This is a genomic window from Brevundimonas phoenicis (genome assembly GCF_047237745.1).
Classification (GTDB): domain Bacteria; phylum Pseudomonadota; class Alphaproteobacteria; order Caulobacterales; family Caulobacteraceae; genus Brevundimonas.
The window spans coordinates 2,835,221-2,858,995 of the sequence record NZ_JBDFLN010000001.1; the positions used below are offsets into that span (position 1 = coordinate 2,835,221).

Consider the following 23,775-nt stretch of genomic DNA (forward strand, 5'->3'; position numbering starts at 1 on the left):
ATGACGGCGAGGCTTTTCCCCCTGGCGCTTCTGGCGCCCGGCACCTTCCAGCTGTGGCCTGCGGGCACCCTGATCGGCGGGGGATCGGCCCTGGCCGGTCCGGGGCAGACCGTGGACTGGTCAGCTGGGGGCTGGTGGATGGGCAAGCTGGGCGACATCCGCGTGTCGAAGCCGGATCAACACCGGACCCTTCGCGCCCTGCTGATGCATGCGGCGAGCGGCGGCGAGATCGTCATGCCGATCATCGACAATCCCCAGCGTCCGATGGACGACCCGTCCCTGGGTCCGGCTGTGTCGCGGTTCAACGACGGCGCACGCTTTTCAGACGGAGCCGCCTTTCAATCCGGCCGCATTCATTTCGAACTGGCCGAGGACGCGATGGAGGGCGACACCGTCCTGAAGATCCGTCGCACGGCCGGGCGACCCTTGCTGGGCGGTGAATACTGGTCGTTCAACCATCCCGAGGCCAGCTACCGCGCCTATTGTATCGAGGACCTGGATGCGGAAACGACCGGTCAGGTCCGAGAGGTCGTCTTCGGCGTGCCCTTGCGGACCGATCTGAAGGCCGGCGCTGAAGCGAACTTCGAGACGCCGCGCGTGACCATGCGCCTGGCCAGTTCACCGCAAGAGGTATGGCCTGTCATCCGCCCGCCCTTCCGGTCGGACGTGTCGATCGGCTTCGTCGAGAGCTTCGACTATCTATGACCGACGTCATGAACGCGACTGTCGCGCGGCGCCGGGTCAGGGCCGCCGTCTTTCTTCGCATCAACGCCGTTCCGGTCGCACGGGCCTGGTCCGGCATCGGCGGGTTCACCCTGCCCCCCGACGCTGTCGATCCCGAGGGCGGTCGCTATCTGGGCTGCGGCTGGATGCAGAACCTGCCCGCCCTGGAGGTGCTGCTGAACGGCGCGGCCGAAAGCACGACCTTCACCCTGTCCGGCGTCGATGACCGCACGGTCGCCCTGGTCGATCAGGCGGGCGGCGTGCGCGGCGTTCGCGCCAACCTGGGGGTCATGTTCTACGGCCCGCGCTGGAAGCGCACGCCGGTCGAATGGTTCCGGCGTTGGCGCGTCGATATGGTCGGGACGCGGGAGATCGCGGTCAGCAGCGAGTCGATGGACGCCGAGGCGCTGTCCATGTCGGTGTCGCTGACGCTGGGGTCCAGTCGGACTAGTCGCCGTGTGGGTCAGCCCGCCCTGTGGACCCATGCCGAACAGAACCGGCTTCATCCCGGCGACAACAGCATGTCCCTGGTCGGAAGGCTGAGCGCGGACGCCACCCGGCCGTGGCCGCCGATCGCGTGACCCAGGGCAAGGTTGTCGCTCTCGCCGCCTGGCTGGATCGGGCGGTCGATACGCCGCGCGCCTGGGGCCGGCATGACTGCACGCTGTGGCCGGCGGACTGGGTCGTCGCCTGCGGTCACGATGATCCGGCGGCCGACTGGCGCGGGCGGTATCGCACCGCCCTAGGTGCGGCGCGGCTGGCAGGGCGCGCGGGCGGATTGCAGGCCCTTTGGCAAGGCGGGGCCGATACGGCGGGTCTGTCGGCCGTGACGACACCACGGGCCGGAGATGTCGGATTGCTGCCCATGGCGACGCGCGGGGTCGGGCCTCGCCTGTCGGGCCTGGTGGGGGCGATCTGCATCGGGGGCGGCGACTGGGCCGTCGTCACACAGGACGGATTGTGGCTGGGGCGTGCGTCGCCGGTCCAGGCGTGGAGGACGGCATGGCGGACCCGATAAGCTGGATCGCCGCCAAGGCGGCGGAGTGGGTCGCCATGGCGGCCTTTCAGGCCGCGACCGCGACCGGCGTCTCGATCACGACGGCCGCGACCATCGCAAACGTCGCCTACGCCGCCACCTTCGCCCTGGTCTATGTCGGGGCCGCCGTGGGCCTGTCGTCCCTGGTGTCGCCCAAGGTTCCGAATGCGGAACAGGGCAAGATGCCGGTCAATCAGACGACGCCGAAACGTCGCATAGGGACAGGCCGGTCGCGTCTGTCGGGGCCGCGCGCCCTGTGGGAATCCCTGCCGGGGTGGAACGTCGAGATCATCAATGTGCTGGACCAGCCCATCGACGCTTTCGAACAGTTCTGGCTCAACGACGATGCAGTCACGGTCGATGGCGACGGCTGGGTGCAACGTCTGAACGGCGCCTATGGCGATCAGGAGATTCGCATCCTGGCCAAGACAGGTCAGCCGGGCGACGACGGCGCCTTCGAAGAGCTGGTCGCCATGTTCGCAGCGGCGGGTCTGTCGGACCTCTATGACGACAGTCATGTCGGCGAGGGCGTGGCGCGGATGGCCTTGGTTTGCAAGGCGATCGACGCCAAATACGTCCTGGACGTCTATCCGAACGGCCCTCCCGCCTTGTCCGCGACGGTGCGGTTGTGCAGGGTCTATGACTGGCGCGATGCCGATCAGGATCTGATGGACCCTGCGACCTGGAAGTGGAGCGCCAACGCCCACGTCAATCACGTCCATTGGGAATGGTGCCTGCGCCATCTGCCACGCATCGGGCGCGACGGCGTCGGCTGGGTTCAAGGCAAGGGGGTGGGCAGCGCGGCGCCGCCACCGCCTATCTGTCTGGAGGACTGGTATGGAGATCACGCGCCGCGACTGGCCGAGCGCACCGCCGTCGCGGATCTCTGCGACGAGAGGGTGGCGCTGGCGGCCGGCGGCGACGAGGCGCGATACGAACAGCACGGCTGGTGGGAGATCGGCACCGAGGACGCCGACGTCCGGGCGCAATATCTGATCTGTTACGACGGCTGGATGGCCGAGGGCGGCGACGGCGCCCTGATCATCAAGGGCGGCAAATACGAACCGCCGCCGGCCGACGTCGTCCTGACGGATCGCAACCTGGTCGAGGCCAGTTGGAACCGGGGCGCGCCGGACAAGGACGTCTACAACATCATCAAGGCGACCTTCACCAGTCGCGCACACGGCTATTCGCCCCAGCCCGCCGACGACTGGCGCGACGAGGACCTGATCGCGGAGGTCGGGGACGAGAAGCCCCTGCCTATCGATCTGGGGTGGGTCCAGAGCCATGGTCAGGCGCGCCGCCTGATGAAGCGGATGACGCCGCGCGTCTTCGCCGACCGTCATGGCGATCTGGCGGCGGACCTGGACGGCCTGAACCACATCCGCCGGCGCTATGGGCGGCTGGAGCGCAAGCGGGGGCCGACCAGCATGCGGTCGGTCGATTTCGAACTGCTGGGCGCGTCGATCGACCTTAGGGGCGGGCGGGTGCCGCTGAACATCGTCAAGGCCGACCCGAATATCGACGTCTGGAACCCGGTGACCGAGGAAGGGCTGGGACCGTCCCTGACGGAGCGGGCACCGTCGATCCAGATCCCGATGCCGGAGGTCGTGTCGATTACGCCGGTGACGGTTTCGATCGGGGATGCGAACGGCGTTCGCCTGCGGTTCGTGATCGAAGATCCGGGGCGACCGGGTCTGTCGTTCGCCATTCGTTGGCGGGCGGCGGGCGCCGTGTCCTGGACCGAAGGTTCTCCCCAGCCGCCGACGGCCGTATCGGGCGGGCTTCAGGTCGAGAGCGGCTTCGTCCAGGCCGGCGATCTGGAAGCCAGCATCTCGGCCTGGTCAGGCGTCTATCGTTCCGACTGGACTTTGGAAGCGGATGTTTCCGCCGAACCCGAGCCTGATCCTGAGGTCGTCTCTGCGCCCTCCAACCTGATCGTCTCCAGCCCTTCGGCCGGGGTGTTGCGGGTGGACTATCGCGACCCGTCGCAACCCGTCGCCTATTGCATCGTCCGGACCAATGTGACGGCCAGCCTGACCGGAGCGACCGCGACGCCGGAACGGCCGGTCGGCGGGGTTTATACGCCGCAATCCGTCGATCTTAGCCGCGCCGCCGGCAGCTATTACGTCTGGGTCACGGCCTATAACGCCGACGATGTCCCGTCCGCTCACGTCGGTCCTGCTGGGCCGGTCGTGGTGAGCTGATCGGCGGAGCGCCGGTCTTCTGTCTTTTCTGGTCCGGCCCTTCGGCGGATCTCTCTCTTGAAAACTGGAGCCTACTCATGAGCGACAGCCTTATGGCGTCGGCGCGCGAGGTTTATCGTGACGCCGTCGCGCCCGGAACGGCCGTTCCGAACGATCCGGAGAAGGCGCGTGTTCGCGCCCTGTGGTCGCAGTTGTCCGCCATCCTGTCCGATATCGGGCTGACCGGGGCGGTTTCCGTCGTGAAGCCCACTGTGGTGGCTCTGAACGGCGACCTCGCGGCCCCTGCCGATGCGCTCGCCCTGGTCTATGGCGACACCGGGGCGAACAACGGCCTGTATCGCAAGGTCGGGGCGTCGGGCACAGGATCATGGGCCAATACCGGCGTGATGCTGCCGACCTCCTTTGCGGCCGAACTGAGTGCGCTCGCTGAGACGACCGCCTCCGATCTGATCCAGGTTCAGACCCGCAGGGTTGATGGGGCGGGCCTGGCGACGGGCGGCGGTCAGATCGGCCTGGGCGACGTGACCCTGACGGTCAGGGAGGCGACAGAGGCGGAAGCCCTTGCGGGCCTGTCCGCCGCCTCCGCCATGTCGCCGCGCCGCGTTCGACAAGCGGTGGCCGGGATCACCCAAGGCCCGCCCGGCGATCCGGGCCAGCCGGTCGATCAGATCGGCCCGACGACCGCCATCCCCGCCATGACCGTACCGGCCGAACTGTTGGCCGTGCGGACAACGGGCTGGATTCATACGGGCGACGGCGGCGCGGCCTTGCTGCGGCGGATCACGGACGGATCGACGCGGAACTGGGATGTCATTGATGCGGCCGGGGCGCGGTTTCGCATTGTCGAGCGCGAGGCGCGACCCGAACAGTTCGGCGCCCTGGGCTCGACCGACGATGCGCCCGCGCTGTTCCGCTGGAGAGATTATCTGCTGGACAGCGGCGCGTCTGGCGTCCTGAGCGCGCGGACTTGGCAGCTTGCTGAAGACGCCGAGTTCGACATGGGCGGTGCGCCCTTGTTCGTCGAGGACGGGGCGTCGGTCATCGGCGGCTGGAACATCAGTCAGCCTCTGGCGGTCACGGGCGCTCCTCTGCCGATCGAGGTGAGGAACCCCGACGGGAGTGGCGGGACAGTCATCTACGGCCAGACCATCTCCCCGACCGCCCAAAGGCGTCCCAGCGAAAAACGCATCTACCTCCAGACCGGTCCTGACCGGTTCAAGGTCGAGGCTATCGACGCCCACGATCTGGAACGCCTGACGATCCCGAACGGCGGGACGGCCTGGTCGGCTGACGGGACGGCTGCGGTCAGTTCGGACGGCGTATCGCTGGTTTGGACGGTGGCCAACGACAGCCTGTGGCATGTCGGACTGACGCCGGTCAGGGGCGGCGATGAGCTGACCGCATGGCTGGGTTACAGCGCGTCGCCCGACTACAAGCGCGCGATCATCCTGCGGACATCGACGGGCTATGTGTCGTTCGATGTGGGGTCGGACACGACCGGCACCCTGTCGATGACGGACGCAGCGGGCGGCTCGCCTTCTGGATATCCGAAATACGGCCTGACCTGGCCTGGTGGCCTGACGCAGTTCGCGTGGAAGTCGGGATGGGCCGAGCTGCGGCTTCGCATGATTTCCGCTCACGAGTTCACAATCGCCCTGAATGGGGTGGATGTCGTGGGGCCGATCACGCTGCCCGCCTCCATGGGCTTTGTGCTGGATGCAGGGTTCGGCTTCTTCGGCAATGTGTCTCTGACCGTCGGGGCGGCGCACTGGTCACGGACACGTAGGCGCGAGCACGTCGGTTTGGCGGCAGTACGGATCAGGCTGTTCGGCGACAGCCACGCCTCCCCTTTTCTGGGCGACAGTTCGCTGACCTTGCTCGACGCGATCGATGGCTATGCCGGACTTCGGCCCGACAGCCTTGAAAACTTCGCCGTCGGCGGATCTCGCACGGATCAAGTCAGGGCGCGCCTCACATCGGAAGGCGTCGGTGGCGCGACCCATGTCTTCGTCGTCAGCGGCACCAACGACTATCAGTATCTGACGCCCGTGGCTGATGTACTGACCGACGCTGAAGCCATCATCGATCAGATCAGGGCGGGGGGCGCAGAGCCCATCTGGGTCGGGCCGGGCTTGGCCTACGGACCCGGCGCAGCCGACGGCTGGGGCACGCAGGTTTCAAACGAGGGGCGCGGAGCGGAATACCGCGCATCCCTGCGTCGGTTGTGCGGGGAGTTGGCCGTTCAATACGTCGATGAACAGGTGGTGGAAGGGCCGATCCTGGGCGCTTATCACGGAACACCTGGGCCAACTGAAGACCGCAAACGGGACGGCGCGCACGCGGGCACCCTGGGTTATGCCCTGTTGGGGCATGCCTGGGCGCGCGCCCTGCTGGCCACCCGTCAAAAAGAGATCGACGTCACCCTGACGCAAGAGTTGTTGCCCGGACGCAGTTTCCGAAATGGGTGGGTCCATCATTCCGAAGGTGGACGCATCTCTGTGCTGGGCCAGCCGGGCGGACCGCGGCACGCGCGGCTCAGCGGCGGGGTCCAGGCGGGGGGATCAGCGGCAGGCGCTGTTGTCTGTGTGACGCCGCGTGGCCTCCGTCCATCCAGCGTCGTGCGCCGGTCCTGTATGACTCTGTCTGCCGGCGGCGTCGTGGGACAGGTCTGGGCCCAGTGGCACCCCAACGGCGAGATCAGCCTTCTCGAAACATCGACGGCCGCGAGCAACTTCTTGTCGATCGACGGACTGGCTGCCGTTCTGGCAGACTAATGTGGCCTCTCCGGGCCTCGCGGGCCTTAGAAGTCCTTGGCTGGTCCACCCGGCTCATCCGGCCGCCCAACGGCTGGTTCACCACGGCCTGACTATCGGAGACCTCCATGGCTCGTTTCATCCGCTGGGTGGCGGAACCCTTCACCGTGTTCGGGATCGGCGCGCTGCTGAACCTGATCCTGAGCGCGGCGGCCTATGCCGGCGTGATCGGGGCGGACCGGATCGATCCCGACTGGATCTTCCTAGCCGGCGCGGCCGGGGGCATCGTCTCCGCCCTGGTGCACGTCGGCGTCGTGTCGCTGGGGTCCGAACCGGCAACCTCGCGGGAGATCGTCCGGGCCGTGATCGAGGGCGTGTTCGCCGTCGTGGTGGGGGCGCTGGTCGCCCGCTTCTGGGCCGCGCCTATCGCCTTGCGCCTGGCGCCCGACATCAACCCATCCGACCTGCGAGCCATCGGCTTCGGGATCGGCATGGGGGCGTGGCGGTTCGCGCCGGGCCTGTTCGGGGCCGTCAAACTGCTGTCTAACCCCGCCACCCTTCGCGACCTGGCCCTGCGCTGGTTGGGCGGCACGAGGGCCAACCCATGACCCCAGTCGATATCGTCACCGTCATCACCGCCGGCATCGTCGGTCTGACCGTCTTTGCGCGTGCCGAGATCGTCTCGCCCCGCGTGCGAAGTTCCTACGCCAGCAACTGGGTCGTGCGGCGATTGATGGACGCCGTGTCCCTGGTGACGGTGTTCGTCATCTTCGAAATCGTCGGAGGCGCGCATGTGCCGGACGCCGTCGCCTGGTTCTTCGTCTTCGCCGCCCTGACCTCGACCGCCATGCTGATCAGCATGTTCGTCCACGATGGCCGGGAGGTCTTGCAGGTGCGGCGGGCCGAGACGCGCGCGGCCGATGTCCAGGACATGAAGGAAGCGGTGGCGGATACTGTGCCGCCGGTCGTCGAGCGATCCCTGGAGAAGGTGGTCACCGGCTTTTCCGAACCCGCGCCGGATTACGACCGGCTGATCCGTATCGAACCGGTCCCGCCCCTCGATCGGGCCGCCGACTAACGCCTGTTTATCCGCCGCCGGGTGCGGCCTTCGGCTCGGGCGATGACGCCAGACCGATCAGCGCGCGTGCGAGCGCCGTTCGCACGCCTCAGTTTGTTGGAGACCAGAATGACCAAGTACCGCTTGGGCGCGCAATCCCTTGCGCGCCTGAAGGGCGTTCACCCCCAGCTGGCCCGTGTGGTCCAAGGCGCGATCGAAAGGACCAAACAGGATTTCATGGTCCTGGAAGGCGTCCGCTCGAAAGAGACGATGTGGGAATACTGGGGCAAGGGCCGCACCGCCGCCCAGTGTCGCGCCGCTGGCGTGCCCGAGAAGTACGCCAAGCCAGGCCTCGCCAAGGTGACCTGGTTGAACAACCCGCTGGGGTCGAACCATCGCATCATGGCGGACGGATTCGGCCATGCCGTCGATCTGTGCCCCTTCCCCGTCGATTGGAACGACGCGGCGAAGTTCGACGCCATCGCGGACGCCATGTTCGCCGCCGCCAAGGAACTGGGCGTCAAGATCCGCTGGGGCGCGGACTGGGATCAGGACGGCAATCCCCGCGAGCGTGGCGAAACCGACAGCCCGCATTTCGAGGTGGCGTGATGGGGTTGTCATCGCTTCTGCCGTCTCGGCTGGCCGTGATCTCGGCCGTCGGATGCCTGATCTTCATCCCTCTTGCCGTCTTCACCGCCTATGGCTGGGGCGTGTCGAACCGCGATCGTATCCGCGAGGAACAGCGAGCTGACGGCCTGTACGATCAGATCCATGCTGCGGGCGTCGGGTACAAGGATCGATTGACCATGAGCCAAGCCAACCTGGCCGGCGCGCAGGCGGCCTTGGCGACCCAGAATAAGGCCGTCGATGATCTGAAGGCCGCCAGCGACGCGGCGGCCGTGAGGGCGCAGGCGGCTGTCGATGCGGCCCAGGCCCGCGCCACGGTAGCCCAGCAACGCGCCCAGCAGCTGCTGCTGGAACAACCCCGGCCCGGCGAGACCCGCTGTGAGGCGGCCGACCGGCTTATCCTGGAGCAAGTCCGATGAACCGCGTCCTGATCGTCGCCGCCCTGCTGCTGGCCAGCTGCGGCTCCACGCCGAAGGTCACGCCCGAGCCCGTAGTTCAGATCGTCGAGGTGAAGGTGCCGGTGGCCATCCCTTGCGACCCCGACATCGGACCTGAGCCCGCCTATGTGGATACGCCCGAGGCCATCGCCCTGGCCCCGGACATCTTCGCCCGCACCGTCCTGCTGGTGGCCGGCCGGCTCCAACGGATCGCGCGGGACGGGGTAAAGACGGCGGCGTTGGAAGAGTGTCGCGGCCCTCCAGCCGCACCGCTCCGGCCGGGCTAGATCACCCCGATAAGTTGTTTGCAGAAAGTGCAAAATAAGCGTCGAGCCGACAGGCTCCGCCATCCAAGCCCCTTGGCTCAGGCCGGGGGGCTTTTTCGTTTCAGCGCGTAGAGATCCGCGCCTGGCGGATAGGTCCATTCGACGAACAGCGCCGATCCCTGCCCTCGCATCCCTTCTATCACCAGCGTCGGGGACCGTGCGCCGCAGCGTTTGCAGACCATCTTTCGGCGGAGGTCGCGAAGCGGCGTGAACTGAACCTTCAGGGCATAGGTGCGCCAGGCCAGCCAAGTCTGGTTGCCGCACTCGCATAGGCACGACAGCCGATCTCCCGACATCAAGTCGTCAACGGTTGTGTCGTCTGTGTAGCGGCTGGCCATGCCGCCTTATCGCATTGTGAACAGGACAAGAACATTGGGCGGCGCATAGGTTTGACACTGGGTCGTGCAACCCAGCGGTCGCGGGCTTTCCGAAAAACCGGTTTGACAGCCTAAGTGGTTGATGCCGCTCGGAACCGCACTCCCTCCGGGCCTACCAATCGATGTCGAGACCACTTAAAACTGGCTCAAAACCACTTAAGAGTGGCTCAGGCTCAAAACGTCAGGCCATCGCTTGCCTGACTTGTCCGCAACTGACTCAACGAAGTCCTTGGCGATGTCCGCTTCCGCGCCGAGCGTTGATCAGGTGCCGAACGCTGATGTCTTAATCCGGTGAGCATGAAGAAGGTCTCGCTGCCACCTCCGATCAAACAGTCTAAAATGCCTGCTCGCCAGATCGAAGAAGGTGAGCGGTCCAAAGGCGCAGGTCATGAAAGCTGTTGTAGGCTGCGACCTTGAAGATGAGGGCTTCCCGAAAGAGGAGTCTATTTACAGCCGGATCGCGCTGTAAGCGGGTCGGTCGGTTTTGGGGGCTGAAACCGCCCCATAAGCCTGTCGTAAGCGGCAGCGCTGAGCCGGCGAGGAAGTGTGGCCGAGTGCTTTAAGGCACTGGTCTTAAAACCCAGCGACAGGGCAACTCGTCCGTGGGTTCGAATCCCACCGCTTCCGTCACATTTGAGCGCAATCCCGAACCGATTTTTTGGGCCTAAGGACTTTCGCGCGCTTGCCGAACACGGCTATTGGAACGCTAAGCTGTTTGGAGATACCGTGTGCGCATTAACGCTCTGGCCGTGAAAGACTTCCGCCGATTTGCCGACCTAACCATCCGCTGCATCCCAGCTACGGTCAAGCTGGTTGTATTGGCAGGTCCTAATGGATCAGGAAAGTCTTCGCTGTTTGATGCATTGCTGATGAAGTATAAATCGCAGGTCGGGTTCGGATGGAGTGGCGACTACAAATATTACAACAGAAGTGCAGTTCAGTCAGATCCGGGATCTGGCGTGACCATTTCGCTACACGGCGCTAGCCAATTCCGCAGAGGTTCTCTGTATGTGCGAAGCGCTCATAGGAATGATCCGGAGTTCTCGACTAATTCGCTTAAGCGACAGGGTGCGGTACTTGATACCGTAACTCTTGATAAGCTAATTAACACAGACGCTACTGTGTCAAACAATTATGCGAGACTAGCTTCTCAGGCAATGGAAGATGTCTTTGTCAATGAGGACAATTCCACAACCATGCAAGAATACCGCGACAAGCTCATTGGATCTGTCAGAGATCCTCTTCAAAGAGTTTTCCCTGATTTGGAGCTCGCGGGAGTAGGAAACCCTCTCAGCGAGGGCACTTTCTTTTTCAACAAGGGGGCGACTAAAGCTTTCGAGTACAAAAATCTATCTGCTGGTGAGAAAGCGGCGTTTGACCTGATTTTGGACTTAGCAATTAAACGCAAGGACTTTTCAGACGCCATTTACTGCATTGACGAGCCCGAGGCTCACATGAATACGAAGGTGCAGGCAAATCTGCTCCAGGAGCTTTACGATCTTGTGCCTAATGAATCGCAGCTTTGGATCGCGTCACATTCAATCGGAATGATGCGCAAGGCTCGCCAGATTTTCGAGCAAGACCCTGGCGCGGTGGCCTTTCTCGATTTTGGCGGAAGAGATTTTGATAATCCCACCATTATCGAGCCGACGCCCCCCACTAAGGAGTTTTGGACTAGTGTCCTACAGGTTGCACTCGATGACTTGGCCAGCTTGATTGCGCCTAGTGAAGTAGTGATCTGCGAGGGCAATCCGGCGGGGGCCGTGGGAGGAAAGAATGTCGAACACGACGCCCGGGTGTACTCGACGATTTTTGCTAACGAAAAACCAGACGTGACATTTATTTCAGCTGGAAGCTCCAATCAGGTGTCGGGCGACTTTTTGGCGCTAGCAACAGCCTTGCCCAAAGTAGCGGCTGGCATGAAGGTGCGGCGCGTCATCGATCTAGATGATCATGCTCAGCCGGATGTCGAAGAATTTCAGCGCGCTGGGATCACGGTGTTGGGTCGCCGGCACATCGAATCTTATTTGTATGATGACGAGGTCCTAGAGGCGCTGTGCGTAAGCCTGAATAAGGCCCAAAGCATTTCGTCAGTTTTGGCCGCCAAAGCGATAGCGGTCACCAACAGTGTTGATGTCAGAGGCAACCCCAGCGATGACGTTAAATCTGCCGCTGGTGATATTTACACGAGCGTGAAGAAAATACTAAGCCTCACTCAAGTGGGCAATAACCGGCACGCGTTTGCGCAAAATATACTCGCGCCACTCATCGAGCCAGGCATGTCAGTCTACGAAGATTTGAAACGTGATATCTTTACAGAATAGAGCGACCCTTTCTGTTATCATTTATCGAGTTTAAGAGAAAAAATAATATACTCGCGGTTTCTTCCATGAAGACTACGACCGACCCTGCTCGCGAGTTGGGTGAGATTGCTAGCTTCTTCCATGCATTTTTTCGAATTTCCGACGCTGGCGTCGCGTATCTCGGTGCGTCAACTCTTGGGAGCCGAACCGATGTCCGCCTTTGGCGGATTTCGTTGAAAAAGGCGTCCCGGGCAATTGGCATGAGGGCGCTGCGCTGATTCACTCTGGTCGTTGAGACCGGAGGTGCAGCGATGATGGGCGAGCGGCGGGTCGATCAGTCGGCCCTGTTCTACGCGTTCTCGTTGGAGCGGCATGTGCCGGCGGATCACATGCTGCGCGCGATCGATCGCTTTGTGGAACTGGACGGCCTGCGGACGCATCTGGCTCCGTTCTACAGCGCCATCGGTCGCCCCTCGATCGACCCGGAGTTGCTGATCCGGATGCTGCTAGTCGGCTATTGTTTCGGCATCCGCTCGGAGCGGCGCCTGTGTGAGGAAGTTCACCTGAACCTGGCTTATCGCTGGTTCTGTCGGCTGGGCCTGGACGGCGACGTGCCGGACCACTCGACCTTTTCGAAGAACCGCCACGGTCGTTTCCGCGACAGTGATCTGCTGCGCGAGTTGTTCGAGACGGTGCTGCGCCGCTGCATCGCCGAGGGCCTGGTCGGCGGCGAGGGTTTCGCGGTCGACGCCAGCCTGATCAAGGCCGACGCCAATCGCCAGCGCTGCGTGCCCGGCGACGAAGGTCTGCCGCCCGAGGCCGCCAGCCGCGCCATCGACGAGTACCTGGCCGTGCTGGATGATGCGGCCTTCGGCGGCGCGACCCCGGTGACGCCCAGGTTCATCTCGCCGGCCGACCCGGCCTCGCGCTGGACCGGCGCCAACAAGGGCCTGGCCTTCTTCGCCTATGCGACCAACTACCTGATCGACCTGGACCACGCGATCATCGTCGATGTCGAGCCGTCCACGGCGGTGCGCCAGGCCGAGGTGACGGCGGCCCGCACCATGATCGAGCGGGCGCGCGAGCATCATGATCTGTGGCCGGCCCGGCTGGCGGCGGACACCGCCTACGGCTCGGCCGAGATGCTGGACTGGCTGGTCCACGACCAGGGCATCGAGCCCCACATCCCCGTCATCGACAAGTCGGAGCGGATCGACGGAACCTTCTCGCGCAGCGACTTCGCCTATGACCACGCCCAGGATCTCTACCGCTGCCCGGCGGGCAAGACGCTGGTCCACGGTCGGCGCGTCTTCTCGACGCCCCGGACCCAGGCGCCGCCTGACGACACCCTGCGCTATCGCGCCAGTACGGCCGACTGCCGGGCCTGCGCCTTCAAGCCCCGCTGCTGCCCCAACACGCCGATGCGCAAGGTCACGCGCTCCATCCACGAAGGCGCCCGGGACTTCGCCCGCGACATCGCCAAGACCGACGCCTACGTCGTCTCCCGGCGCGAACGGAAGAAGGTCGAGATGCTGTTCGCCCACCTCAAGCGCATTCTGAAGCTGGACCGACTGCGCCTGAGAGGCCCCAACGGCGCCAAAGACGAGTTCCTCCTCGCCGCCACCGCCCAGAACCTGCGCAAACTCGCCAAACTGATCCCGCCAGCAGCTCCGGCGGTCGCCTGAAGCGGCACCAAGCCGTCGCGCCCATTACTGGCGGCGATCTTAACAGCCGCCTTTTTCAACGAAATCGGCGCACCTCCGGCATCACTGAAGTGCTATGGCACGATAGCGCACCGCAGAAACCCGGCATGAAGCTGGTAGACTGCTTCTCTCTAGGGTTTGTCGTAGAGCGCTTCACGGCTGAAGACGCGTACGGCATCGGCAGCGGCCGGGTCGCCGTCCGACGCCCATTCGGCACCGTCCCGTGCTCGCTCGCGAAATACAGCCCAGTCACACGGTGCCTTGGTTTCGTCAGCCTTTTCATTGGCTTTCTTTTTTGGCGTAGCTGACGAGGGCGGCAACTCCCCGACTTTGTCAGGCAACCAGAGAATGCGAGCGTCGCCGATCGACAAGATCTCGCAGGCGACTACGGGCGCGCCACCTTCGCTGGCCCGGTAGATCGTGGGTCTTCCACCGCCTAGATTTGCCTCCCTGAGCGCGGCAGCCGTGATCGGGATGGCACCGGCAAGGTAGATTGTCGCGGCAGCAGTTACCAACCCAAGCGCCCAGGATAGGCGACGTGGCGCTGCGCTCATCGCGACATGCCCGACGAGAAGTCCGCCGGCCAGGGCGAATGTGAGCAACCCGTGTCCGAACTCCGGCGCTGCGTGCAAGGCGAGCTGGGCGAGGAGCACCATCCACCAGAGCATCCCGAAATTGATAAAAAGAGCGGTGACGAAATTAGCGCCGAAACGCTTCCCGGCCTCCTTGGGCGATGCAAGCGGTTTGCGAACCAGATCATTCGCGCTGATAACGGCAATGAGCGCGAAGAAGACCGTAAAAATGAGTACTTCGGCGATCTCATCTTCGATCTCGACAAGCAACCAGATGGCCACAAGACCCGCGATGGCTAAGCTGGGGAGATGGGCGAACCCATAAGCGCGAAGACCACCCTTTTGACCGACGGAAGCGTTTTTCGGCAACCACCCGTAGGCGTTCCCGAATGGATGCTCGCCGAAGCACGGTAAGCTAATGACCCAACGGATCGCAGCCGGGATTCCCGCCAGCAAGGCGAGCACCCCTACGTATTTCAGGAAGAAAGGGAACATCGCTGAAACGAAACCGATCACCTCGCTGACCGAGGCTAGCGCGGGCTGACCGAACGCCGCGAGGTACTGATTCAGCACGAGGACTAGAAGAACCCCTGCGCAGGCAGATGCCAAGGCGAGAACCTCGAGGATTGACCGCGCAGCTTTTCCATAGGTGTCGAGCTGCCCGAAGTCGGGCACCCCACGGTGCGCGGCTAGGGAAACGGAGGGGGCGTCTGGGTGATCGTTAGTCATGTGACGACGAGCCTATTCGGGCGTAAACGCCGCGTTGACGCCACCATATGGCCTGTGGATGACATGCTTTTCCGGCGGAGCGCAGTGCGAAGTCGCGGCTCGATGTGACCACTGAGCCCAATCCAGAGCGGTCCAAGGCTACCGAGGTTGCCGGGCCGATCGGTCGTTCTATCCTCTCACGAAGAGGGCCTGGGTCTCCAGCGCGCGATCGCACTGCCGTTCACCAGCCGACGGCCACAATGCCCCAAAGCTGGCGGAAGGCCTAGCCTCGCACAAAGGTGCAGGATGCGATTGAGGCACCGTTAGGTGGTCGGCCAAGTGGTGGTAAGAAAAATCGCGCGGATTTTTAGGCATCGATTGAGCCACTCTTAGGTGGTCTCGACAATCGAAAAATCAGATCAAAATCAAATATTCTCAAATACAATTTGAGAATTACCTATGAAGAAATCTAATAAAACCCGCACAAGAAACAAGAAAAACGCCAACAAACATCAAAACAATAGAAATATATGATAAACAAGAAAGCAAATAAATATTTCCAAGAATGAAAAAAGAAAACCAATATTCATAGAAAAAATGCCGGACAACAACATATAGAAGAACGCTCAATAAAATTGAAATTGCTCCAGCCAAAAACGACGCAGAAGCGATTGAAGGCCGCCGACTTATGATATTAATTTTCTTCAATTGCCCTGGCCTTGCAAGGGACTGATAACAATCTCCCTGCCTTCAAGGAGATCTGGAATACCGTTACGGTTCCGATCGACACCCCTAAAGGATGTTCCCGTACCCAAAACCGCCGTCTGCCGACTCATAAGTGGGATTGATACGGTCACTCGCGCAGGTGCGGTCAACGTGAACGTAACACTACCTCCGCTTGCATTTGTTGACGTGTATCTCGTACCAGGTCGAACTGCAAAGGCGACAATAATAGGATCCTCCACGCCCGGCGACAGCGGATCGTCTAGGTAGACAGCCTGATCCGAAAATGGCGGCGCACTTGGGTCAATATAGTCGTTTTGATCAAATGGGATCTCGACCTGCATATCTTGCGCGATCGCTACAGCTAACAGCGTTGCCAAAAACATCACACCCCCTCCACAGTTGCGTGAAAATTAATATACCAACGATATTCAATCGTAAACACCACTATCAGGCTTGAGATTCAAGTCTGATGATATCCGTCAGGATCAAGACGCCGTGACCGATAAAGGCTGTGTACGTCGTCGGTGATTGGACCGGACCACTGGCACGGTCCACGTCGCAATTGCCGTCAGAGACGACGAAGATTTTAGGCGAGTTACTGAATAGATTGCGGATATCGCGCATCAAGCCGGCTAGCTCAGCTGCTGAACCCCAAAAGCACTCATAGCCGCGCATGTTTTGATTGATCATCGGCGATCGCTCGCCATCAACCGGCGGTCTGGTTTACCATCGCCGGGATCATTCGACGCCGAGTTCCGTTTCATGACCCCCCCTCTGCTCAGCGCCATCCTGGCCGCCATCGTCCAGACGCCCGACTTCGAGACGCTGGAGCCGATTCCGGCCGCCGCTCAGGGCGAGGCCATCCCCGCCTGCACCGTCGATCGCCGCTGGTGCGCCCTGATCGAGACGGACGAGACCCAGGAGCGTCAGGTGCTGCGCCTCTATGACGGCCCGCCCAGCGGCCGGGCGCCCGTGGCGTCCCACAGCATTGAAAGCGAACTCTCCGAAGGCTTCTGGAGACCGGGCGCCATCCTGCGTCGCGCCGAAAGCGACGACGTCATCCTCGGCGCCGACATGGAGCTGCAGGCCATGTATTCGGGGGGCGGGGGCATGTCGTCCTATCGGACGCTGGTGCGGTTCACGCCGGGCGCGGCGCCGCAGGAGATCCTGACGGTCCCCCTGTCCGGGTCGCTGATGATCCGCGCCTGCTTCGGCGAAGAGGACATGAAGCAGCGCGCCGGGGCCTGTCATGACGAATATGAGTTCGCCGCCGAGCTGAAGGCCGAGGGCGACGCCTTTCCGCCGCGCCTGACCTATGCCTCGACCGCGACCACCTTCCCCGGCCGGGTGTCGCGCAATGAGGACTCGCTCGCCAAGCCGCCGCTGAAGCCGAAGGATCTGGTCAAGGCCGTCGACGCCGAATGCAGCGTGCGCCGCGTCTTCACTTTCGATCCGGCGGCGAAGGCCTATGTTGCCGACGCGCCGTTGCCTGACTGCGGCGACTATACCGTTCCCTAGACTGCGTTGAGCCTTGCCTGATGTCCTACGTCGCCCGTGACGACCGCCCCGCTGACAAGGCCGAACGCTACGCCGAGGTCGAGGCCGAGATCCTGGCCGTGCTGGACGGCGAGCCGAACCTGACGGCGCGCATGGCGACGGTGGCGTCGATGCTGGCGGACGCCTTCCCCGTCTTCTTCTGGACCGGCTTCTACGTCGTGGACGCGGCCAAGGGCGACGAACTGGTCGTCGGCCCGTATCAGGGCACGCTGGGCTGCCTGCGCATCCCGTTCGGGCGCGGCGTCTGCGGCGCGGCGGCCAAGACCCGCCAGACCCAGGTGGTCGAGGACGTCCACGCCTTCCCCGGCCACATCGCCTGCGACAGCCGCTCGGCCAGCGAGATCGTGGTTCCGGTGCTGGACGCAGCGGGCCGGTTGATCGCCGTGCTGGACGTGGATGCGACCGAGACGGCCGCCTTCGACGCCGTGGACGCGGCGGCGCTGGAACGGCTGATGAGCAAGGTGTTCGGCGCGGGGTGAGGACGCCTTCTGGCCCCTCCCGTCCCTCCGCCGCCTCGCTCACCGCCCCCCCTGCCGTCATCCTCGGGCTTGACCCGAGGATCCAGTGTGGCGCGAGCGGCCAGTTGACTAAGATGCGCCGCTGTCGCGCCTCTCATGGTTGAGGCTCAGGGCGCGGACGGCTGGATCCTCGGGTCAAGCCCGAGGATGACGGCGGATTAGGTCGGACTAGGTCGAATTAGGTCGGCCTACGCGCATCGGGTCATGAGAGGGGTCCGCACACGACGCCTGCCCCCGCCCGTGCTACCTCCCGCCCTATGCGGATTGGAATCGACTTCGGCGGCACCAAGATCGAGGCGGCGGCGCTGGATGCGTCTGGCGCCTTCGCCGCGCGAATCCGCGAACCCAACCCCGGAACCTATGACGCCGCCCTCAACCTCGTCGCCGACCTGATCGCGCGGGTCGAGGCTGAGGTCGGCCCGGCGCAATCGGTCGGTCTGGCCATTCCCGGCTCGCCCTCGCCGCGCACCGGCCTGATCCGCAACGCCAACTCCACCTATCTGAACGGGCGCCGTTTCGGCGACGATCTGCAGGCCGCGCTGGGCCGCCCGGTGCGGCTAGCCAACGACGCCAACTGCCTGGCCCTGTCCGAGGCCGCCGATGGCGCAGGCGCAGGCGCCGCCAGCCTGTTCGGCGTCATCCTCGGCACCGGCTGCGGCGGCGGACTGGTCATCGACGGCCAGTTGGTCGAGGGCGCGCACGCCGTCGCCGCCGAGATCGGCCACATCTCCCTGCCCTGGCCCTCGGCGGACGAAGCGCCCGGCCCCGCCTGCTGGTGCGGCCTGAACGGCTGTCTGGAGACATGGATTTCCGGCACGGGCTTCCAGCGCGACCATCACGCGACAACCGGGCGGACTTGGAAGGCGCAGGCCATCGTCGACGCCGCCCGCGCAGGCGATGCGCAGGCTGTCGCCGCCCTCGACCGCTATATCGACCGGCTGGGGCGCGGTCTGGCCATGGTCGTCAATCTGGCCGACCCGGAGGTCTTCGTGCTGGGCGGCGGCATGTCGAACGTGGGCGAGCTCTACGACCGCCTGCCTGACATCGTGGCGCGCCACGCCTTCTCCGACCACTGGGACGGACGGATCGTCCCGGCGAAGTGGGGCGATTCCTCGGGCGTGCGCGGCGCCGCGCGGCTGTGGGACGCCTGATCGCCGATTGATCCCGCGACGCGCGCCGCTATGGTCCGCGCCGAACCATTCAGGAGCGAGACGATGGGCGAACGGGTTGCAGCAATCACCGGCGGGCACGGCGCCCTGGGCCGGGCCGTGGTCGAGGCGGTGCAGGCCGCCGGCTGGACCATCGCCGTCATCGACCACGCCAGCGGCCACGCCGTCCCCGAGGGCGTACTGGAGATCGGCGGCGTCGATCTGACCGACCACGCCCAGGCCAAGGCGGCGATCGAGGCCGTGGTCGCCCATTACGGCCGTCTGGACGCCCTGCTCAACATCGCCGGCGGCTTCGTCTGGATCCCGGTCGAGGGCGACGGCGAGGAGTGGGACCGGATGCACGCCCTCAACGTCAAGACGACGCTGAACGCCAGCCGCGCCGCCCTGCCCCATCTGAAGGCCTCAAGCGAAGGCCGCATCGTCAACGTCGGCGCCAACGGCGCGATCAAGGCCGGGCACGGCATGGGCGCCTACGCCGCCTCCAAGGCCGGGGTCCACCGCCTGACCGAGGCCCTGGCCGAGGAGCTGAAGTCGACCTCGGTGACGGTCAACGCCGTCCTGCCCTCCATCATCGACACGGCGGCCAACCGCGCCGACATGCCCGACGCCGATCCGTCGAAATGGGTCGCCCCCGCCGATCTGGCCGCCGTCATCCTGTTCCTGGCCTCGCCCGAGGCGCGGGCGGTGACCGGCGCCCTGATCCCCGTCACGGGCAAGGTCTGATGCGCGCGCGCAGCGTCCTCTACCTGCCCGCCTCGAATGCGCGAGCCGTCGAAAAGGCCCGCGCCCTGCCCTGCGACGTGGCGGTGCTGGACCTTGAGGACGCCGTCGCGCGTGAAATGAAGGCCGAGGCCCGCGCGACCGCCGTCGCCGCGGCGCAGGAAGGCGGCTTCGGCCCGCGTCTCGGCGTGCGGATCAACGGTCTGGACACGCCGTGGGGCGCCGACGACCTGAAGGCCCTGCGTGACGCCCCCGTCGACCTGATCGTCGCCCCCAAGGTCGAGAGCGCGGCCATGGTTCACGCCCTGTCGGCGGCGCTGCGCCCCGGCGTCGATCTGTGGGCCATGATCGAGACGCCGCGCGCCTTGGTGGACCTGCGCGATATCGCCGGGGCGGACGGTGCCTTGAGCGGCCTGATGCTGGGCGTCAACGATCTGGCCAAGGATCTGAAGACCGGCCCAGCGCCGGATCGCGAACCGCTGAAGCCGTGGCTGGCGGCGATCGTGGCCCACGCCCGCGCCAACAACCTGAGCGTCATCGACGGCGTGTTCAACCGCATCAGGGACGAGGCGGGTTTCGCCGCCGAATGCGCGCAGGGGCGGCTGTACGGCTTCGACGGCAAGAGCCTGATCCACCCTTCGCAGATCGAGGGCGCGAACACCGCCTTCGGCCCCTCGCTCGACGAGATCGAATGGGCGCGCAAGGTCGCCGCCGCCTTCGCCACGCCCGAGGCCGCCGGACTGGGCGTCATCCGCGTCGAGGGCGAGATGGTGGAACGGCTGCATCTGCAGCAGGCGCAGGATTTGCTGGCCCACCTCTAAGCCCTTCTCCCCTTGTGGGAGAAGGAAGCATGGGGTGGCGCCCTGACTCGACAAACCGTAGACACTATCCCATGACCGCACCGCTTCCGCCCCCGTCGAAAACCCGCGCCTGGGTCTGTGCGCCGGGGGTGCTGAAAGTTCCGTTCCTCTCCGCCTTCCTGCCCGATTACGACCTGTCCGCCCTGCCGGGGTCGTCAATCGAGGCCGTCCTCGGCTGGGGCATGAAGCCGACGGCGGAAGCGGGCCGACGCTGGGCGACAAAGCACGGCAAACCTTACATCGCGCTGGAGGACGGCTTCCTGCGCTCGGTCGGCATCGGCGAGAGCGGGGCGACCAGCCTCAGCCTGATCGTCGATGACCTGGGCGTCTATTACGACGCCACCCGACCCAGTCGGCTGGAGCAACTGATCGACACAGCCCCTGACTGGTGCGACGCCGCCATGAAGGCCCGCGCGCGTGGCCTGATCGACCGCATCGTCGCCTCGGGCGTGTCCAAGACCAACATGGGCGGGCCGCTGGACGCCGCCCTGCTGAAACCCGGCCGCCGGGTGTTGATCGTGGACCAGACCTTCGGCGACGCCTCGATCGGCTATGGGCTGGCGACCGAGGCCAGCTTCTCCGACATGCTGGCGACCGCCCGACGCGACGAGCCGGACGCCCAGTTGATCGTCAAGCGCCACCCAGCGGTGGCGGCCGGGCGCAAGTCGGGCTGCATACCGGCGGACCAGCTTCAGGGCGTCACCCTGATCGACACCGACGTGCGGCCCGCTGATCTGCTGGCGGCTGTGGACGCGGTCTATGTCGTGACCTCGGCGCTGGGGTTCGAGGCGCTGTTGAGGGGCCTGCCGGTGCGCTGCTTCGGCGCGCCCTTCTATTCGGGCTGGGGGTTGACGACCGATACGGTGCAGACTGGACGGCGCGGCGTTGCGCGCGATCTGGAGCAGATCGCGGCAGCGGCCCTGATCGCCTACACCCGCTATGTCGACCCCGTCACCGGCCAGCGATGCGAGGCCGAACAGGCGATGGAGCGGCTGATCGCCCTGCGCGACCGGGCCGACCGGCTGGCGGGCGACTGGGCCGCCGTCGGCTTCGCCCCGGCCAAGCGGCCGCCGGTGCGCCGCCTGCTGAACTCGCCCAAGGGCCGCGTCCGCTATTTCTGGCGCTCGTCCGCCGCCGTCGCCCATGCGCGGGCGACGGGCGGCAGACTGATCTGGTGGGCCGGCAAGGAGACGCCGCAGATCCGCGCCGCCGCCGACGCCTTCGAGGGGCCGGTCGTGCGGATGGAGGACGGCTTCATCCGCTCGCGCGGGCTGGGGTCCGACTTCTTCGGCGCCCTGTCGGTCGCGCTGGATGATCAGGGCGTCTATTACGATCCGACCCGGCCCAGCCGTCTGGAAAGCCTGATCGAAGCGGGCGAGCCGTCGCCGGATCAGGCCACGCGGGCAGAGCGGCTTCGCGCCCGCGTGGTCGAGGCGGGCCTGTCGAAATACAATCTGAAGGGGGCGGGCGTCCCGGCCCACTGGCCCAAAGACAGGCCGATCCTGCTGGTCGTCGGTCAGGTCGAGAACGACCGCTCGATCATGATGGGCTGCGGGCCGGACCTGCGCACCAACTCAGGGCTGGTGAAGGCGGCGCGGGCGGATCATCCGGGCGCCTTCCTGATCTATCGCAACCACCCGGATGTGACGGCGGGCAACCGCCCCGGCCTGCTGGACCATGCGGCGATGGAGGAGGTCGACGCCTCGGCCGACGATCTGGACATCGTGGACTGCCTGAACGCCTGCGACCGGCTGGCGACCCTGACCTCCCTGACCGGGTTCGAGGCCCTGATGCGGGGCAAGCCGGTCAGCGTCTATGGCTGTCCCTTCTATGCCGGATGGGGCCTGACCGACGACAAGCTGACGTTCGAGCGCCGCGCGCGCCGCGCCAGTCTGCAGAGCCTGATCCACGCCGCCCTGATCGGCTATCCGGTCTATGTCACGCCGGACGGCTGGCCCTGCGAGGCCGAGGATCTGGTCGAGGCCCTGATCGCCGCGCGCGACCACCCCCTGCCCGCCCCGCCGCGCGGCCGCATCAGTCGCTGGTGGCGCGGCATCAAGGCCAGTCTCGACCGCAGCCTTCCCCCGGCCTATTGAGGACGTTCGTCATCGCAACGGACTGAGTCCGGCCCGCGAGGCGCCCGAACTTCGCCGCGAGGCGCCGACATAAGACTTGTCGAGCGCCGGGGACTCCATGTTCCCTCATGCAGCGAGGCGCCGCGCGCCGAGCGTCAGGGAACTACACAGTGCAAAAAGCCGTCATCTCCGCCACCGGCCTGTTCACGCCCGAACAGTCGATCTCGAATGAGGAACTGGTCGGCGCCTACAACGCCTGGGCCGAAGGCTGGAACGCCGCCAACGCCGAGGCCATCGCCGCCGGAGAGGTCGAGGCCAAGACGCCCTCATCCGAAGCCTTCATCGAAAAGGCCTCGGGCATCAAGTCGCGCTTCGTCATGGACAAGACGGGCATCATCGACCCCGAGCGGATGCTGCCGCACCTGCCCGCGCGCGGCGACGACGAGCTGTCCATCCTGGCCGAGATGGCGGTGAAGGCCGCTGAGGACGCCATCAGAGCCTGGGGCAAGCCGGTCAGCGAGATCGGCGCCGTCATCTGCGCCGCGTCGAACATGCAGCGCCCCTACCCCGCCATGGCCATCGAGGTGCAGCAGGCGCTGGGGATCGAGGGCTTCGCCTTCGACATGAACGTGGCGTGCAGTTCCGCCACCTTCGGCGTCAAGACGGCGGCGGACTTCGTGGCCTCCGGCTCGGTCAAGGCCGTGCTGATGGTGAACCCGGAAATCTGCTCGGCGCACCTGAACTTCAAGGATCGCGACAGCCACTTCATCTTCGGCGACGTCGCCACCGCCGTCATCATCGAGGCCGAGGATCAGGCCGGAGCGGGCGGCTGGGACATTCTGGGCACGAAGCTTCAGACCAGCTTCTCGAACAACATCCGCAACAATTTCGGCTTCCTGAACCGCGCCGCCCTGCCGACCGACGCAAACGAGCCGGTTTCGTCCGACGGCCTGACCGACAAGATGTTCGTCCAGCAGGGCCGCAAGGTCTTCAAGGAGGTGGTGCCGATGGTGTCGACCATGATCCTGGATCACGCCGCCGAGCTGGACCTGGACACGCAGGGGCTGAAGCGCCTGTGGCTGCACCAAGCCAACATCAACATGAACACCCTGATCGGCAAGAAGGTGCTGGGCCGAGATCCCGAGCCCGAGGAGAACGTCATCATCCTGGACGACTACGCCAACACCTCCTCGGCCGGGTCGATCATCGCCTTCCACCTGCACAACGACGGCTTTGCGCCGGGCGAGACGGGCCTGATCTGCAGCTTCGGCGCAGGCTATTCGGCGGGCACGGTTTTTGTGCAAAAGCGCCCATAAACCCG

General features: G+C 64.9%; 23 protein-coding genes and 1 tRNA gene. 20 read left to right on the top strand and 4 right to left on the bottom strand.

Annotation, left to right across the window (positions count from 1 at the left end):
- From ABC419_RS14215 to ABC419_RS14260, 10 genes are all read left to right on the top strand, one after another.
- Positions 1 to 705: a hypothetical protein gene (locus ABC419_RS14215; RefSeq protein WP_412877037.1), complete on the top strand. Its 705-nt coding sequence runs from the start codon at positions 1 to 3 to the stop codon at positions 703 to 705.
- Positions 706 to 713: 8 nt separating this feature from the next.
- The gene (locus ABC419_RS14220) at positions 714 to 1,304 is read left to right on the top strand and encodes a hypothetical protein (protein ID WP_412877036.1); all 591 of its coding nucleotides are present in this window, start codon (positions 714 to 716) and stop codon (positions 1,302 to 1,304) included.
- On the top strand, positions 1,286 to 1,741 hold the full coding sequence (locus tag ABC419_RS14225; protein WP_412877035.1) for a DUF6950 family protein: 456 nt from the start codon (positions 1,286 to 1,288) through the stop codon (positions 1,739 to 1,741). The genes ABC419_RS14220 and ABC419_RS14225 overlap by 19 nt, the downstream gene beginning before the upstream one ends.
- Positions 1,726 to 3,966: a phage tail protein gene (locus tag ABC419_RS14230; protein ID WP_412877034.1), complete on the top strand. Its 2,241-nt coding sequence runs from the start codon at positions 1,726 to 1,728 to the stop codon at positions 3,964 to 3,966. Before ABC419_RS14225 ends, ABC419_RS14230 begins: the two co-directional genes overlap by 16 nt.
- Positions 3,967 to 4,043: 77 nt before the next feature.
- Entirely contained in the window at positions 4,044 to 6,740 is a 2,697-nt protein-coding gene (locus ABC419_RS14235; protein WP_412877033.1) for an SGNH/GDSL hydrolase family protein, read from the top strand.
- A gap of 107 nt (positions 6,741 to 6,847) precedes the next feature.
- On the top strand, positions 6,848 to 7,327 hold the full coding sequence (locus ABC419_RS14240) for a hypothetical protein (RefSeq protein ID WP_412877032.1): 480 nt from the start codon (positions 6,848 to 6,850) through the stop codon (positions 7,325 to 7,327).
- The gene (locus ABC419_RS14245) at positions 7,324 to 7,797 is read left to right on the top strand and encodes a hypothetical protein (protein WP_412877031.1); all 474 of its coding nucleotides are present in this window, start codon (positions 7,324 to 7,326) and stop codon (positions 7,795 to 7,797) included. The genes ABC419_RS14240 and ABC419_RS14245 overlap by 4 nt, the downstream gene beginning before the upstream one ends.
- A 108-nt stretch (positions 7,798 to 7,905) precedes the next feature.
- A complete protein-coding gene (locus ABC419_RS14250) occupies positions 7,906 to 8,385 on the top strand; it encodes a M15 family metallopeptidase (protein ID WP_412877030.1) in 480 nt (159 codons plus the stop codon).
- On the top strand, positions 8,385 to 8,822 hold the full coding sequence (locus ABC419_RS14255) for a hypothetical protein (protein ID WP_412877029.1): 438 nt from the start codon (positions 8,385 to 8,387) through the stop codon (positions 8,820 to 8,822). Before ABC419_RS14250 ends, ABC419_RS14255 begins: the two co-directional genes overlap by 1 nt.
- Positions 8,819 to 9,127 carry a hypothetical protein gene (locus ABC419_RS14260; protein ID WP_412877028.1) on the top strand — a complete coding sequence of 103 codons (309 nt, stop codon included), beginning with the start codon at positions 8,819 to 8,821 and terminating at the stop codon, positions 9,125 to 9,127. The genes ABC419_RS14255 and ABC419_RS14260 overlap by 4 nt, the downstream gene beginning before the upstream one ends.
- Positions 9,128 to 9,204: 77 nt before the next feature.
- On the opposite strand, the gene ABC419_RS14265 is transcribed toward ABC419_RS14260, so the two are convergent.
- Complete coding sequence (locus ABC419_RS14265; protein WP_412877027.1) at positions 9,205 to 9,504, bottom strand: hypothetical protein; 300 nt, start codon at positions 9,502 to 9,504, stop codon at positions 9,205 to 9,207.
- A 579-nt stretch (positions 9,505 to 10,083) separates the two neighbouring features.
- On the opposite strand from ABC419_RS14265, the gene ABC419_RS14270 reads away from it, so the two are divergent.
- The 3 genes from ABC419_RS14270 to ABC419_RS14280 all read left to right on the top strand — a co-directional run bounded on the left by ABC419_RS14270 (position 10,084) and on the right by ABC419_RS14280 (position 13,531).
- A tRNA-Leu gene (locus ABC419_RS14270) sits at positions 10,084 to 10,170 on the top strand.
- A 101-nt stretch (positions 10,171 to 10,271) separates the two neighbouring features.
- Entirely contained in the window at positions 10,272 to 11,867 is a 1,596-nt protein-coding gene (locus ABC419_RS14275) for an AAA family ATPase (protein ID WP_412877026.1), read from the top strand.
- Between the two features lie 290 nt (positions 11,868 to 12,157).
- The gene (locus ABC419_RS14280; protein WP_412876289.1) at positions 12,158 to 13,531 is read left to right on the top strand and encodes a transposase; all 1,374 of its coding nucleotides are present in this window, start codon (positions 12,158 to 12,160) and stop codon (positions 13,529 to 13,531) included.
- A 149-nt stretch (positions 13,532 to 13,680) separates the two neighbouring features.
- Here ABC419_RS14280 and ABC419_RS14285 read toward each other — a convergent pair whose 3' ends face one another.
- The 3 genes from ABC419_RS14285 to ABC419_RS14295 form a co-directional block, all read right to left on the bottom strand.
- Positions 13,681 to 14,850, bottom strand: coding sequence for a hypothetical protein (locus tag ABC419_RS14285; RefSeq protein WP_412877025.1), 1,170 nt, complete (start codon positions 14,848 to 14,850; stop codon positions 13,681 to 13,683).
- A 683-nt stretch (positions 14,851 to 15,533) separates the two neighbouring features.
- A complete protein-coding gene (locus ABC419_RS14290) occupies positions 15,534 to 15,938 on the bottom strand; it encodes a hypothetical protein (protein WP_412877024.1) in 405 nt (134 codons plus the stop codon).
- Between the two features lie 64 nt (positions 15,939 to 16,002).
- Positions 16,003 to 16,245 (bottom strand): hypothetical protein, encoded by a 243-nt coding sequence (locus tag ABC419_RS14295; protein WP_412877023.1) that lies wholly within the window; start codon positions 16,243 to 16,245, stop codon positions 16,003 to 16,005.
- Between the two features lie 72 nt (positions 16,246 to 16,317).
- Here ABC419_RS14295 and ABC419_RS14300 point away from each other — a divergent pair, with 72 nt between their 5' ends.
- The 7 genes from ABC419_RS14300 (at position 16,318) to ABC419_RS14330 (ending at position 23,770) form a co-directional block, all read left to right on the top strand.
- Entirely contained in the window at positions 16,318 to 17,073 is a 756-nt protein-coding gene (locus ABC419_RS14300; RefSeq protein WP_412877022.1) for a hypothetical protein, read from the top strand.
- 20 nt (positions 17,074 to 17,093) lie between these two features.
- Complete coding sequence (locus tag ABC419_RS14305; RefSeq protein WP_412877021.1) at positions 17,094 to 17,591, top strand: free L-methionine (R)-S-oxide reductase MsrC; 498 nt, start codon at positions 17,094 to 17,096, stop codon at positions 17,589 to 17,591.
- Positions 17,592 to 17,887: 296 nt separating this feature from the next.
- On the top strand, positions 17,888 to 18,781 hold the full coding sequence (locus ABC419_RS14310; RefSeq protein WP_412877020.1) for an ROK family protein: 894 nt from the start codon (positions 17,888 to 17,890) through the stop codon (positions 18,779 to 18,781).
- Between the two features lie 63 nt (positions 18,782 to 18,844).
- Positions 18,845 to 19,522 (top strand): SDR family NAD(P)-dependent oxidoreductase, encoded by a 678-nt coding sequence (locus tag ABC419_RS14315; protein ID WP_412877019.1) that lies wholly within the window; start codon positions 18,845 to 18,847, stop codon positions 19,520 to 19,522.
- On the top strand, positions 19,522 to 20,340 hold the full coding sequence (locus ABC419_RS14320) for an HpcH/HpaI aldolase/citrate lyase family protein (protein ID WP_412877018.1): 819 nt from the start codon (positions 19,522 to 19,524) through the stop codon (positions 20,338 to 20,340). Before ABC419_RS14315 ends, ABC419_RS14320 begins: the two co-directional genes overlap by 1 nt.
- Before the next feature lie 71 nt (positions 20,341 to 20,411).
- Complete coding sequence (locus tag ABC419_RS14325) at positions 20,412 to 22,475, top strand: capsule polysaccharide biogenesis protein (protein ID WP_412877017.1); 2,064 nt, start codon at positions 20,412 to 20,414, stop codon at positions 22,473 to 22,475.
- A 149-nt stretch (positions 22,476 to 22,624) separates the two neighbouring features.
- A complete protein-coding gene (locus tag ABC419_RS14330) occupies positions 22,625 to 23,770 on the top strand; it encodes a beta-ketoacyl-ACP synthase III (RefSeq protein WP_412877016.1) in 1,146 nt (381 codons plus the stop codon).
- Positions 23,771 to 23,775: the final 5 nt, after the last annotated feature.